Consider the following 14,370-nt stretch of genomic DNA (forward strand, 5'->3'; position numbering starts at 1 on the left):
TATGAAAGGTATTATTTTAGCAGGCGGTTCAGGAACAAGATTATATCCATTGACAAAGGCAATTTCCAAGCAGATCATGCCGGTGTATGACAAGCCTATGATTTACTATCCGCTTTCTACGCTGATGCTGGCAGGGATCAGAGAAATTATGATCATTTCCACACCGAGAGATCTTCCGGTGTTTGAAGAGCTTCTGGGAGATGGAAAACAGCTTGGAATGCGTTTTGAGTATGCGGTTCAGGAACAGCCCAGGGGACTGGCAGACGCATTTATCATTGGAGAGGACTTTATTGGAGATGATGCGGTTGCCCTTGTTCTGGGTGACAATATTTTTTACGGTCAGAGCTTTTCCAGAGTGCTTCAGAATGCATATAAGAGAACAGAAGAGGAAAAGGGTGCAACAATCTTTGGCTATTATGTAAGAGATCCGAGAGAGTACGGTGTGGTAGAGTTTGATGAGAATGGCCGCGCTCTTTCCATTGAGGAAAAACCAGAGCATCCGAAGTCCAATTATGCAGTTCCGGGACTTTATTTCTATGACAATGATGTAGTGGAGATCGCAAAAAATGTAAAACCTTCTGCAAGAGGTGAAATTGAGATCACAAGCATCAACAATGAATATCTGAACAGAGGAACTCTGAAGGTAGAAACTCTGGGAAGAGGCTTTGCATGGCTGGATACAGGAAACCATGATTCTCTTCTGGACGCAGCTGATTTTGTTTCCGCAGTCCAGAAACGTCAGGGACTTTATGTTTCCTGTATTGAGGAAATTGCCTACAAACGTGGATTTATCAATAAAGAGCAGCTTGTGGAGCTGGCGCAGCCGCTTCTCAAAACTGCATATGGAAAATATCTGATCGAAGTAGCGGAGGGCTTATAAAATGGGAAAAATTACAGTAGAGACCTGCCATATTGAAGGATTAAAAGTGATCACTCCTGCAGTGTTCGGCGATGAGCGCGGATACTTTATGGAAACTTACAATTACAATGATTACAAGGCAGCAGGTATTGACCAGGAGTTTGTTCAGGATAATCAGTCCAGCTCCAGAAAAGGCGTTCTCCGGGGACTTCATTTTCAGATCAATTACCCGCAGGATAAGCTGGTCCGTGTAGTAAGCGGAGAGGTTTATGATGTTGCTGTGGACCTTCGTGAAGGTTCTCCTACTTATGGACAGTGGTACGGAGTTCTGCTTTCTGCAGAAAATAAAAAACAGTTCTTCATTCCCAAGAACTTTGCACACGGATTCCTTGTTCTTTCTGATTCTGCTGAGTTTGCCTATAAGTGCACAGATTTTTATCATCCAAATGATGAGGGAGGACTTGCATACAACGACCCGGATATTGCAGTAGAATGGCCGATTCCGGAGGGAATGGAACTGATTCTTTCTGACAAGGATAAAAAATGGGGAAGTTTTCAGGAATATTCCGCAAACAGGAGCAAAAAGGATTGAAAAAAGAGACATGGCTGCCAGGGGAATTGTACAGGAACAGACGACTGGTTTTTTCCCTGGCAAAAAACGATTTTAAAACAAAATATGCAGGTTCCTATTTCGGAACCATATGGGCCTTTATCCAGCCGGTAGTTACCATCTGTGTGTACTGGTTTGTGTTTGGTCTGGCTTTAAGAAGCGGAGCTGACAGAGGAGTTCCTTTTGTTCTCTGGCTGGTGGCAGGTCTGGTACCCTGGTTCTTTTTGCAGGACGGTCTTACAGGCGGTACAAATTCTCTTCTGGAATACAATTATCTGGTAAAAAAGGTAGTATTTAATATCCGCATCCTTCCTGTGGTAAAAGTGATCTCAGCCGGGTTTGTCCACTGCTTCTTTGTGCTGATCGTTCTGGTGATCTATACCTGTATGGGCTATCCGCCTACCTGGTATGCGCTTCAGCTTATTTATTACAGCTTCTGTATTTTTATGCTGATCCTGGCAGTGACTTATTTTTCCAGCGCAGTAGTGGTATTTTTCCGGGATCTCAGTCAGATCATCAACATTGCGCTTCAGGTAGGAATATGGGTAACTCCCATTATGTGGAATTTCAGCGACCTTGGTCTTACGGGAATCCTTACAAAGATCCTGAAGCTGAATCCGGTATTTTATGTGGTACAGGGATATCGTGATTCTCTGATCGATCATGTGGGATTCTGGCAGCATCCGGCTCTGACTTTGTATTTTTGGGCCTTTACACTGGTACTGTTTTTCCTTGGAACAAGACTGTTCAAAAAACTTCAGGTACATTTTGCAGATGTACTGTAAACGGAGAAAAAAATGAGTGAATTTGCAATTCAGGTAAAACATCTGGACAAGATGTATAAATTATATAATAAGCCTTCAGACAGACTGCGGGAAACTTTGGGCTTTAAGGTTCCGGTCAGAGAGCATTATGCTCTGCGAGATGTGAATTTTCAGGTGGAGCGGGGAGAAACTGTGGGGATCATCGGAACAAACGGTTCCGGAAAATCCACAATCCTCAAGATCATTACCGGAGTTTTGAATCCCACTGCAGGAGAAGTGAAGGTGGACGGAAGGATTTCCGCTCTTCTGGAGCTGGGAGCCGGATTTAACATGGAATATACAGGAATCGAAAACGTATATCTCAACGGAACCATGATGGGATTTTCAAAGGAAGAGGTAGATGCCAGACTTCAGGATATCCTGGATTTTGCAGATATCGGAGATTTTGTTTATCAGCCTGTAAAATCTTATTCCAGCGGTATGTTTGTCCGTCTGGCATTTGCGGTTGCCATTAATATTGATCCGGAAATTCTGATCGTTGACGAGGCGCTGTCTGTAGGAGATGTGTTCTTTCAGGCAAAGTGCTACCGGAAATTTGAAGAATTTAAAAAAATGGGAAAAACCATTCTTTTTGTCAGCCATGACCTGAGCAGCATTTCCCGGTATTGTGACAGAGTGATTCTTCTGAACAAGGGAGTGAAGCTGGAAGAAGGTTCTCCAAAACAGATGGTGGATATGTACAAGCAGCTTCTGGTAGGTCAGGATCCTGCAAAAGCCGAGGAAAAGAAAGAAGAGCAGAAAGAAAACTGGAGCCAGCAGTTCCAGGTAAATCCCAATATGCTGGAATATGGAACCAAGCTTGCGGAGATTGTGGATTTTGCAGTTCTGGATGATAAAGGCCGCTGTACCAATACTATTGAAAAGGGCAGCAGCTTCCGGATTCGGATGAAGGTGGTATTTCATCAGGATATTCAGGAACCGATCATGGCCTATACCTTTAAGGATATCAAGGGTACAGAGATCACAGGGACCAACACTCTGTTTGAAAAAAAATCGGTGGAACATTCTCAGTCAGGAGACTGCTGTACTGTGACCTTTGAGCAGGAAATGTTCCTGCAGGGAGGGGAATATCTCCTTTCCTTTGGCTGCACCGGATATAAGGACGGAGAGTTTACAGTTTTCCACAGGCTGTATGACGCATGTAATATCACAGTGGTTTCCAACAAGAACACAGTTGGATTTTATGATATGAACTCAAAAGTGGAGATTCGCTACGGAGAAAAAGCATGATAGAAAAAATCGGTAAGGCAGTCTTGGATGATACCTGTTATCCGGGACAGGATTTATACAGTGACGGAGCCATAGAGGATGAAATGCTGGAAATTGCCAGAACTTATCCCAAAGAGCAGTGGAACCAGGTGATCGCACAGCGAAAAAGCTGGCCCATTCTCTATCATTTTTCCCACGTAAGGGAAAATATTTTAAGCTGGCTTCCGTTTACCGGAAAAGAAAATGTGCTGGAAATCGGTTCCGGCTGTGGCGCTATTACAGGTGCGCTCTGTGAAAAAGCAGAGAAAGTCACCTGTATTGAGCTGTCCAAAAAACGAAGTGAGATCAATGCCTGGAGACATAAAGACTGCGAAAATCTCACAATACTTATGGGAAATTTTCAGGAGATCGAGCCTGCGCTGACGGAGAAGTATGATTACATTACTCTGATCGGCGTTTTTGAGTATGGGGAAAACTATATTCAGAGTGATACCCCTTATGTGGATTTTCTGAAAACCATTGCCCGTCATCTGAAACCGGGCGGACAGATCGTTCTTGCCATCGAAAACCGTTTTGGACTGAAATACTGGGCAGGCTGTACAGAGGATCACTTTGGAACATTATTCGAGGGGCTGGAAGGCTATCCGACAACAAAGGGTGTAAAGACCTTTACCAAAAAAGAGCTTACAGAAATTCTGGAAAAAGCAGGGAATCTGAAAGCCCAGTGGTATTATCCGTTTCCAGATTACAAGCTTCCCATGACCATATATTCAGACAGGCGGCTTCCTTTAAAGGGAGAGCTGAACCGTATGGAAACGAATTTTGACCGGCTGCGTCTGCAGCTGTTTCAGGAATCTCCTGTTTATGATTCGCTTCTGGATAATGATATGTTTCCGGAGTTTTCCAATTCCTTTCTTCTCCTGATCGGAAAAGAACAGATCTGCCCGGAGATTGTGTATACCAAGTTTTCCAACGAGCGGGACGTGCGTTTTGCTCTGAGAACAGATATCTGTGAGCCGGGCAGATTTGAGAGATATGTGCAGAAGCTTCCTGCAAATGAAAAGGCCTGTGAGCATACAGCCGGTCTGGAACGGATCTGTGCAGAACTTACAGAAGATTATAAAAAGCAGGGGCTGGAACTTAATCTCTGCAAAACAGTAAACGGAGCTGCAAGACTGGAGTATCTGGAGGGAATGACTCTGGAAGAAAAGCTGGATCGGCTTCTGGCTCAGGGGAAATTTTCAGAGCTGGAGGAACTGTTCTTTTCTTATCTGAAAAAGATTCAGAGTATTCACAGTGGAAGCACATTTATAAAAACACCGGAGTTTATCCGGGTATTTGGGGATGTACAGCTGAACGGAGAGTATCCGTGCGCAGAAATGTCCAATATTGATCTGGTACCTGCCAATATCCTGATCCTGAAGGACAGACAGGTTGTGATCGATTATGAGTGGACCTTTGATTTTCCGATTCCAGCAGGTTTTATCCTGTATCGGATGATCCATTATTATCTGGAAAGCGATGGAAAGCGTCGTGTTCTGAAGGACAGAGATTTTTATGGCAAGGCAGGCATTACCCAGGAAGAACTTGCCGTTTACGCACAAATGGAAAAGAATTTCCAGAAGTATATGCAGGGAAGTCATGTGCCTCTTCTTTCTATGTATGAAGATGTTTCTCCGGGCAAGGTGGAGATTCTTCCCTATTATGAGCAGATGAGAGCAGCCGGGGCAGAACGGAGACTTCAGGTGTTTTTTGACCGGGGAAATGGATTCTCAGAGGAAGATTCCGAAGTTTACCCTATGAATAGAACAGGGATCAGTATGGAACTTGAGATTCCGGATAATGTGAAAAATCTTCGTCTTGATCCGGGAGAAGCAGCAGGCGGTCTGATCCTCCGGAAACTTACATTTGAAAATGACATAAAGGCAGATTTTACCACAAACGGTTTTCCGGTAGGAGCTGACAGCTATTATTTCGGCGGCGGAGATCCCCAGTTTGTGATCGGAAATATCAGTGGAGAGAAAAAACTCAGGATTGAAATTGAGATCATGAAGGCGCAGGATGCGGGAGAAAAGTTCTGGAAGAGCTTCGGTCTGGTATCAGCGGAAAAGGACGAAGAGATCCGCAGACTGAAAGAAAAGATCAGTCAGATGGAAAACACAAAAATCTGGAAATTATACAGAAGCATTAAGAAAAAATAAGCTGTCAGAGATAAATGGCAGAAAGAAAGGGTCTGAAGGCAAAATTCCGGCCTTCAGATCAGACAGAATGAGGATGAAATATGGAAGAATTGCGCTTCAGCATTGATGAAGAAAAATATGATGACAGGCATGGACAGGTGTTAAGTCTTGGAGGCTGGTATGCCGGACCAGACAGAAAGCAAAAGAATTTTTGCCTGATAGGTGACGGAAATCAGGAGATTGTTCTGGATGCTCCTGAAAGCTATGAAAGACCGGATGTGGCTCAGGCTCTGGCAGTGGATTTTGGAGAGTTCCTTCCGGGCTTCCGGCTGCGGATTCCGGGAGCTGATCAGCTTGCCGAACAGTTTCAGCATATTGAACTGTTTCTTACAGACGGAGAACAGAGAGTTTCTGTGTGGAAGAAGAGTGCAGATGAGCTAAAAAGCTTTCTGAAGCAAAGTCTACTGGAATATCATCTGGACAGAGTGGAAATCCTTTATGATACTATGCTGGAAATCCAGGGCTGGGCTGTAGATCAGAGAGGCGATACAGAGCTTGCTGCTGTAAACGAGGACGGAAGTTCTGTTGCCTGCAGGATGAGCAGAGGACGGCGGCCGGATGTGGTGGAGCGCTGTGGTCTTGATGAGATTTACAAAAATCAGGAAATAGGATTCCGTATTTCAGTCTCTTTAGATGAAATTTCAGGAAAAAAGATCCTGCTTAAATTTACAGGATCTTCGGTGGAAAAGATTTATGAAATAGATGTTCAGAAGCTTCGCAAAGAGAAGAAGCCTAAAGGCTTTTTTAACAGGATCCTGAACCGTCAGGAAAGTACCCGGGGAGATTATGAGCAATGGCTGAAACGTCATTCCCTGAACCGGCGTCAGGCATGGAAGCAGAAGCATACTTCCTTTGTCCGAAAGCCTTTGATCAGTATTGTGATCCCACTTTACTGTACCCCTCTTCCCTATCTGAAGGAACTGATCGAGTCCATAAGAAAGCAGACCTATGGAAACTGGCAGCTATGTCTGGCAGACGGAAGCCCGGACGAAACAGTTCATGAGTTTCTGAAAAAAAATTACAGACATGAGGTAAGGATCAGCTACAAAAAGCTGAAATCCAACGGCGGGATCTCTGTGAACACAAATAAAGCCATGGAGCTTGCCAGAGGGGAATACCTGATGCTCTGTGACCATGATGATACGCTGGAGCCTGACGCACTGTTTGAGATTGTAAAGGCCATTAACGATCAGGATGCAGATGTGGTTTACACAGATGAGGACAAGGTCAGCATGGACGGACAGCATTATTTTGATCCTCATTTCAAATCAGATTTTAACCTGTTCCGTTTTCGGGATAACAATTACATCTGTCATATTTTTGCAGTAAAAAGACAGGTTGCAGAGCAGGCGGGATATTTCCGGAAAGAATTTGACGGAGCTCAGGATTTTGATTTTATTTTCCGCTGCTGTGAGCAGGCAGAAAAAATTGTCCATATTCCAAAGGTTTTGTATCACTGGCGCTGTCATATGGATTCTACGGCAGCAGATCCGGAAAGTAAGGCGTATGCTTTTGAAGCGGGACGAAAAGCTGTGGAAGAGCATTATAAAAGAATGGGGATCCCGGCGAAGGTGGAGATGACAGAACGGCCCGGATGGTACAGGAGCAGACTGAAGATCCAGGGAAATCCCATGATTTCTGTAATCATTCCAAACAAAGACCATACGGAGGATCTGGAGCTGTGTCTTTCTTCTATGGCAGAGCGCACTTCCTATGAGAATTATGAGGTCTTGGTTGTAGAAAACAACAGTGAGGAAAAAGAAACTTTTGCCTATTATGAGAAGCTTCATGAGCGTTATCCGAGAGTAAGAATCCTGACCTGGGAAAAAGAATTCAATTATTCCTCTATTAATAATTTTGCCGCAGAGCAGGCAAAAGGAGAATACCTTCTGTTTCTGAACAATGATGTGGAGATCCTGACGCCTGACTGGATGGAGGAAATGCTTGGGATCTGCCAGCAGAAAGACGTTTCCATTGTTGGAGCCAAGCTGTATTATCCGGATGATACCATCCAGCACGCAGGGGTGGTTCTGGGGCTTGGAGGCATTGCAGGCCATGTGATGTGCCGGGCATCCGGGGAGGATGCGGGATATTTCGGCAGAATGGTAAGCGTTCAGGAGATCAGCGCAGTGACAGCAGCCTGTATGCTTGTAGATGCCTGTGATTTCCGGGCTGTGGGAGGCTTTGATGAAAGCTTCCGCGTGGCGTTTAATGATATTGACCTCTGTATGAAAATAAGGGATATAGGCAGAAAAATCGTCTTTACCCCCTATGCGGAGTTGTATCACTATGAGTCCAAATCAAGAGGTCTGGAAGATACTCCTGAGAAACAGTACCGCTTTGAAAAAGAAATAACACGTTTTCGGGAAAAATGGGAAGATCAGCTGAAAAAAGGCGATCCTTATTACAGTCCGAACCTGTCGGTGACAGAGGGAGACTGTTCCCTGAGAGAAGACTGAGAAATTGTGAGGTTGGATATGTCAAGAGAGATTTTTGAGGTAACAAAGGACCGGTTTCACCTGAAGGATCCCTGTCAGTATATTCTGCAGGGAACCTGGCCAAAGGAAGCAAAAATGCGCGCCTGTCTGGACGGCTCTGAGGTAAAGGCGGAAATTCAGCGGCTGGAAGTAGTCAGCGCCCTGGAAAGATTTAAAGATCCGGATCTGATGAGAGGCGAGAGGATCACAGCGTCTGTGCGTCTTCCGAAGTCCCTGGAAGGCTGTCAGAAGCTGACTGTGTATGCGGATATGCCGGACAGGAGGATCTGCTGGTTTTCCGTTTCTGCAAAAGAGCTGGAAAAAAGAAGAGGAAAGCCTCAGTTTTTTATTGAAGAGGAAAAGGTACAGCAGGGATTTCTGCGGATCAGAGGCTGGGCAGTGGCAGATGAGCCAGTAAAAATCCAGATTTTTGATGAAAACAAACAGAAATTAAATGCGGAGATCCTTCGTACCGAGCGTGTGGATGTAGAACAGCTTTATGAGGAAATGGACAGCGAAGACAAATCCGGATTTTTTGTGGAGCTTACAAACCTTACCGGAAAACTTCTGTACCTTGTGTTTTATGCAGGAGATACAAAATCTGTCCACATAGTTCATCTGAATCCGGCTGTTGTTTTCCGCAAAAAAGTAGAAAAATATGTAAAAAAAGGACTGCGATACTGGAAAAGCCAGGGAAGCGCAGCTATGGTGGGCAAGGTGGTATCCAAGGTGAAAACTGCGTCCACAAGAGAAATTCCCTATCAGAAATGGATCCTCCGCCATCTTCCCGGCTCAAAGGAGCTGGAAAAGCAGCGAAGGACAAAATTTGAGTATCAGCCTAAGATTTCCATTGTCGTGCCGCTATATAAGACTCCGGAAAAATATCTCCGCCAGCTGGTGGATACCGTAAAAGCTCAGACTTATCCAAACTGGGAACTTTGTCTGTCAGACGGCAGCGGTGCAGATTCTCCCATCCGTAAGCTTCTGGAAGCGCTGGCTTCTTCTGATGAAAGAATTAAAGTGATCTTTCATGAGAAAGCGCTGCAGATTTCCGAAAATACCAATGCGGGAATTGAGGCGGCTACAGGCGATTACATTGCTTTTGCAGACCATGATGATGAGCTGACGCCCCATGCGCTGTTCCAGTGTGTAAAGGCCTTAAACGAAAACAGGGATATCCGTATCCTTTATTCCGATGAGGATAAAATGTCCATGGACGGGCACAAGTTTTTTCAGCCTCATTTTAAGCCGGATTATAATCCGGATCTGCTGTGTACGGTAAACTACATCTGTCATCTTTTTGTGGTGGACAGAGAAATCATCAGCCAGATTGGAATGCTTCGTAAGGAATTTGACGGGGCGCAGGATTATGATTTTATTTTCCGATGTGTGGAAACCGTAAAGCCGGAGCAGATTTATCATATTCCCAAGATTCTTTATCACTGGCGCTGCCATGAGGATTCCACAGCAGAGAATCCGGAAAGCAAGACCTATGCCTTTGAGGCGGGAAAACGAGCCATTGAAGAGCATTATAAGAGAACGGGAATCAACGCAGAAGTAATTCAGGGTGAGTTCCTGGGACTTTACCGTACAAGGTTTCTCCGGGATCATGATCCGCTGATCTCCATTATCATTCCCAACAAGGATCATATTGCAGATCTGAAACGGTGCATGGACTCCATTGACAAAAAATCCACGTATCAGAATTATGAGTATATTATTGTGGAAAATAACAGTACGGAGGAAGAAACCTTCCAGTATTATAAAAAGCTGGAGGCAGAGAACCCCAGGGCTCATGTGGTTTACTGGGACAGAGAGTTTAACTATTCTGCTATCAATAATTACGGAGCCACTTTTGCAAAAGGTGAATATATTCTGCTTCTGAACAACGATACGGAAATTATCAATGAGGATTGTCTGGAACAGCTTCTGGGTTATTGTATGCGAAACGATGTGGGCGCTGTGGGTGCAAGAATGTATTATGAGGACGATACCATTCAGCATGCGGGAGTTGTCATTGGTTTTGGCGGCATTGCAGGACACTGCTTTGTGCTACAGCCGAGAGGGACTACAGGCTACTGCCACCGGATTATCTGTGCTCAGGATTACAGCGCAGTTACAGCAGCCTGTATGCTGGTAAAACGGTCCGCCTTTGATGAGGTGGGAGGTCTTACAGAGGAGCTGGCAGTTGCGTTTAATGATATTGACTTCTGTATGAAGTTGAGAGCTGCAGGTTATCTTATTGTGTATAATCCTTATGCAGAGCTGTATCATTATGAGTCAAAGTCAAGAGGGCTTGAGGATACACCGGAAAAAGTTGCACGGTTTAATAAAGAAATCCAGATTTTTGAAAGACGCTGGCCGGATATTATGAGGGACGGAGATCCTTATTATAATCCGAATCTTACATTAAAGAGCCAGGATTTTTCGCTGAAAAGAATATAGGAGGTTTGTCATGAAGGTATTGGTTACAGGAGTAAACGGACAGCTGGGCCATGATGTGATGAATGAGCTGGCAAAGAGAGGATATGAGGGAATAGGCGTAGATGTGGCGGAAATGGATATCACAGATGCCGAGGCTGTGCGCAGAGTGATGGAAGAAGTCCGCCCGGACAAGATGGTACACTGTGCTGCATGGACGGCTGTGGATGCGGCAGAGGATGAAGTGGAAGTGTGCCGCAAGGTCAATGTGGACGGAACAGAAAACATTGCAAGAATGTGTGGAGAAATGGATATTCCAATGATCTATTTAAGCACAGACTATGTGTTTGACGGTCAGGGAACCCGTCCGTGGGAGCCGGATGATCCGGTGGTAGAGCCGCTGAATGTTTACGGCCAGACGAAATACGAGGGAGAGCTTGCCGTAGAAAAATACACCGATAAGTATTATATTGTGCGTATTGCCTGGGTGTTTGGCGTCAATGGAAAGAATTTTATCAAGACAATGCTGAACCTGGGAAAAACACATGACACATTGACTGTTGTGGACGATCAGATCGGTACTCCTACCTACACTTATGATCTGGCAAGGCTCCTTGTGGATATGCTGGAAAAAGAAGAGTACGGAAAGTATCATGTGACAAATGAGGGCGGATATATTTCCTGGTGCGATTTTGCAAAGGAGATCTTCCGTCAGGCAGGAATGAACGTAACGGTAACTCCGGTAAGCTCTGATCAGTATCCTGCAAAGGCAAAAAGACCTTCCAACAGTCGTCTGGAAAAGAAAAAACTGACAGAACACGGTTTTACACGCCTTCCGGACTGGCAGGATGCCCTTGCCCGTTATCTGAAGGAGATCATGTAAGTATATATGAATAATACACATAAGAAAAAAAGAGCGGTGGATAAAGCCACCGCTTTTACTAAATGGTGTGGAAAAGATCTGAAATATCCGGCTCTGCTGCTTTTTCTGATGGCAGTCAGCAGTCTGATCATGTTCCGGGACTATCTTTTTGGAGATCAGCTGATGGTTTTTAACGATATCGGAAGCGACACCTGGCAGCAGTATATTATGAATTATACTGCTATTGTCAATGACATCCGGGACGGAAGCTTTTCTCTGTGGGATTTTTCCAATGGAATGGGAGTGAATCTTTTTAATTTTAATCTGTTCGATCCCTTTCTGATGTTGCTGTACGGCCTTGGAGTGATACTGGGGCCTGCTCATATGCTGATGTATCTGAATCTGATCCAGATTGTAAAAATGCTGACAGCAGGGCTTGCCTTTTACTGGTTTTTGGCTCAGTTTTCCTTCAGTCCAGGGGCGAAGCTGGTTGCCTCTTATGCATATGGTTTCAGCGGCTTTCTTCTGGTGTGGGGACAGCATTATCAGTTTGGGACAGCAGTGATCTATCTTCCTTTGCTTTTGCTTTTCTGTGAAAAGTTTATCCAGAAGAAAAGAGGGCGGGGATTCTTCCCGGTCATGGTATTTCTCTGTGGGATCTACAGTGTATATTTTACCTATATGTGCCTGGCTGCCACAGGACTGTATCTTCTTTTCAGGATCCTGATGGTGGACGATATGACTCTGGGACAGAGAGTGAGGAAGTTTCTTCTGGGATGTGGCGAAATCCTTTTGGGCGTGGGTATGAGCCTTGTGGTATTTCTTCCTATGGCAGAGGTGCTTCTGAATGTTTCTTCCCGTCTTGACAGCCAGGGAACCGGATTTTTGCAGTGGCTTCAGCAGTGCTTTACACCTTATCACACAAAGGTTTATGATTCTATGGTAAAGCATCTGTTTTCCAGTAACCTTCAGAACGGATTCGGACTTGCAAAAGGACCTCAGTCCTATGCCATGAATTACTATGAGGATCCCATCTTTTTCTGCTCTGTTCTGGCAGTGTTTCTGAATGTTCAGTTCTTTTTTGTACTGCATAAAGCCCAGATGAAAAAAAGAGCAAAAGCAGTGCTGTACAGCGCGGCGGGTCTGATTTTTATCGGTGTGATCTTTCCGGTTGGGGGAACTGTGTTCAACTATTTCACAGAGCCTACGCAGAGGTATACCTTTGTTCTGATCCCGTTTTTTCTTATGGCAATGGCGTGGATGTGGGATTATCTGAGAAAGGGAGGAAAACTCTGTCTGACGTTGATCCTGGCTGTAGCGGTTCTTATGGGCTGGGTGTATCTGGAAGGCTGGAAACAGGCAGGTTTTGCAGAATATAAAAGAAATATCCTGATCCTGGCTGTAACTGGAACAGTGATGGCGCTATGCCTTATTCTTTTAAATTTTGTATATAAGCAGACTGTTCGCCAGGGGATCCTGGCTGTGCTGGCGCTGGCACTTCTGGTAAATGTAGCGTCTGAGGGCGCAGCGAACTTCCAGGCAAGAGTCACCATGAAAAAAACTGATACACCTGCAGAGAGTATGGAACAGGAAATGGTCCAGTATGAAGCAGACAGAAAATCGGGCGATAAAGAAACAAAATACCGGGCAGAAATGAACAAACCGCAGGATTTTTTCAGAGAAATGTACCGTGCAGATCTGGGGCAGTGTCTGGATTATCTGGAACAGAAAGATCCGGATTTTTACCGGGTGGAAAAGGATTATATATCAGGAACGGTTGCCATGGATGCTTCTGCTCAGGGGTATAATGGTATTTCTTCCTATAATTCTGTTATGAACGGTTATGTGAAAGAATTTGTGGAAACCTGCTGTCCGGAACTGTTTTTTGCAGACCGGAACCATTATACTTTTTGGAATAATGTAGAAGAAAACCGTCTTGCAGCGTTCCTTGGAATACGTTATCTGCTCTCAGGACAGAAAACACCTCAGGAGGGCTGGAAACTTCTTGACAGGGTGGGAAGCCTTTATATTCATGAGAATGAGGCTCAGGCAGAAACTGCGCATTTTTATACGGATGCGGTGACAGAGGACAGTATGAAAGCACTGTGTACAGAGGAAAACAGAGATGAGCTTCTGGAAAGTGTGATCGCTCTTCCACGAGAAGGAGAAGAAGCAGAGAAAGAAGATCAGAGGAAAACAGAGAAATCAGATGAAAAAAACAAAGCTACAAAACCCTCAGATGATAATCCGGCATCTGAGATTACAGATCTGGAAGAGTTTTCTGACATTAAAAGCGTTGTTTCCGAAAGGGACAGGCAGGTAATGGAATCCTCTGAGATCATTCTGGATGATCCGGAAAAAGATGCTCATATTACAGGAACCGTTCATGCGGAAGCTGACGGCTATGGACTGTTTATGATTCCCTGTGAAAAAGGCTGGAGCCTTACTGTGGACGGAAAAGAAACAGAACTGCTAAGAGGCGATATTGGCTTTCTGGCATGTCATATCCCAGAGGGAGATCACAGTCTGGAGCTGAAATTTGAGGCTCCGGGACTGAAAGCAGGGGCAGTCGGAAGTACAGTATTCTGGGCGCTGTTTGCAGTGAGCCGTATGGCATCTCTGTGGAAGAAAGATAAATATCTGAAAGTGAAAAGTAAATAAGAAAATAAGCTTTTGAAGCAATCGTAAAAGTAAGGCACAGGAATAAGGAGTTCCCTATCATTTATCGGAAAGTCGTCAGAAAGACGGAGATGAAACATGAAGTCAGAACTGTGCTTTATGACAAATAAAAAGGGACTGAACATCAGCCGTTAAGGCAGTTGTTTAGTCCCTTTTGGATATTCCTGTTATTTCAGGAATTTATTGATC

General features: G+C 44.7%; 9 protein-coding genes. All 9 read left to right on the plus strand.

All coding sequences use genetic code 11. The features are described from left to right. Position 1: 1 nt before the first annotated feature. The 9 genes from rfbA to LU279_RS03905 all read left to right on the plus strand — a co-directional run bounded on the left by rfbA (position 2) and on the right by LU279_RS03905 (position 14,163). Complete coding sequence (rfbA, locus tag LU279_RS03865; RefSeq protein ID WP_274421252.1) at positions 2–880, plus strand: glucose-1-phosphate thymidylyltransferase RfbA; 879 nt, start codon at positions 2–4, stop codon at positions 878–880. Position 881: 1 nt separating this feature from the next. Beyond that, positions 882–1,451, plus strand: coding sequence for a dTDP-4-dehydrorhamnose 3,5-epimerase (gene rfbC, locus LU279_RS03870; protein ID WP_274421253.1), 570 nt, complete (start codon positions 882–884; stop codon positions 1,449–1,451). Then, a complete protein-coding gene (locus LU279_RS03875) occupies positions 1,448–2,254 on the plus strand; it encodes an ABC transporter permease (RefSeq protein WP_274421254.1) in 807 nt (268 codons plus the stop codon). Before rfbC ends, LU279_RS03875 begins: the two co-directional genes overlap by 4 nt. A gap of 12 nt (positions 2,255–2,266) precedes the next feature. Continuing rightward, positions 2,267–3,523, plus strand: a complete 1,257-nt coding sequence (locus LU279_RS03880) for an ABC transporter ATP-binding protein (RefSeq protein WP_274421255.1) — start codon at positions 2,267–2,269, stop codon at positions 3,521–3,523. Beyond that, entirely contained in the window at positions 3,520–5,703 is a 2,184-nt protein-coding gene (locus LU279_RS03885; RefSeq protein ID WP_274421256.1) for a class I SAM-dependent methyltransferase, read from the plus strand. The genes LU279_RS03880 and LU279_RS03885 overlap by 4 nt, the downstream gene beginning before the upstream one ends. Before the next feature lie 80 nt (positions 5,704–5,783). Beyond that, positions 5,784–8,201, plus strand: a complete 2,418-nt coding sequence (locus tag LU279_RS03890; protein ID WP_274421257.1) for a glycosyltransferase family 2 protein — start codon at positions 5,784–5,786, stop codon at positions 8,199–8,201. An 18-nt stretch (positions 8,202–8,219) separates the two neighbouring features. Next, on the plus strand, positions 8,220–10,664 hold the full coding sequence (locus LU279_RS03895; RefSeq protein WP_274421258.1) for a glycosyltransferase family 2 protein: 2,445 nt from the start codon (positions 8,220–8,222) through the stop codon (positions 10,662–10,664). A gap of 10 nt (positions 10,665–10,674) precedes the next feature. Then, on the plus strand, positions 10,675–11,523 hold the full coding sequence (gene rfbD / locus LU279_RS03900) for a dTDP-4-dehydrorhamnose reductase (protein WP_274421259.1): 849 nt from the start codon (positions 10,675–10,677) through the stop codon (positions 11,521–11,523). 6 nt (positions 11,524–11,529) lie between these two features. Beyond that, positions 11,530–14,163 (plus strand): YfhO family protein, encoded by a 2,634-nt coding sequence (locus tag LU279_RS03905; RefSeq protein ID WP_274421260.1) that lies wholly within the window; start codon positions 11,530–11,532, stop codon positions 14,161–14,163. Positions 14,164–14,370: the final 207 nt, after the last annotated feature.

The organism is Blautia sp. XA-2221 (assembly GCF_028767025.1).
GTDB lineage: Bacteria > Bacillota > Clostridia > Lachnospirales > Lachnospiraceae > Blautia_A.

Excerpts from the sequence above, each read along its gene's own strand:
- LU279_RS03880 (WP_274421255.1), top strand. The coding sequence starts at position 2,267 with ATGAGTGAATTTGCAATTCAGGTAAAACATCTGGACAAGATGTATAAA.
- rfbA (WP_274421252.1), top strand. The coding sequence starts at position 2 with ATGAAAGGTATTATTTTAGCAGGCGGTTCAGGAACAAGATTATATCCA.
- LU279_RS03885 (WP_274421256.1), top strand. The coding sequence starts at position 3,520 with ATGATAGAAAAAATCGGTAAGGCAGTCTTGGATGATACCTGTTATCCG.
- LU279_RS03905 (WP_274421260.1), top strand. The coding sequence starts at position 11,530 with ATGAATAATACACATAAGAAAAAAAGAGCGGTGGATAAAGCCACCGCT.
- rfbC (WP_274421253.1), top strand. The coding sequence starts at position 882 with ATGGGAAAAATTACAGTAGAGACCTGCCATATTGAAGGATTAAAAGTG.
- rfbD (WP_274421259.1), top strand. The coding sequence starts at position 10,675 with ATGAAGGTATTGGTTACAGGAGTAAACGGACAGCTGGGCCATGATGTG.
- LU279_RS03895 (WP_274421258.1), top strand. The coding sequence starts at position 8,220 with ATGTCAAGAGAGATTTTTGAGGTAACAAAGGACCGGTTTCACCTGAAG.
- LU279_RS03890 (WP_274421257.1), top strand. The coding sequence starts at position 5,784 with ATGGAAGAATTGCGCTTCAGCATTGATGAAGAAAAATATGATGACAGG.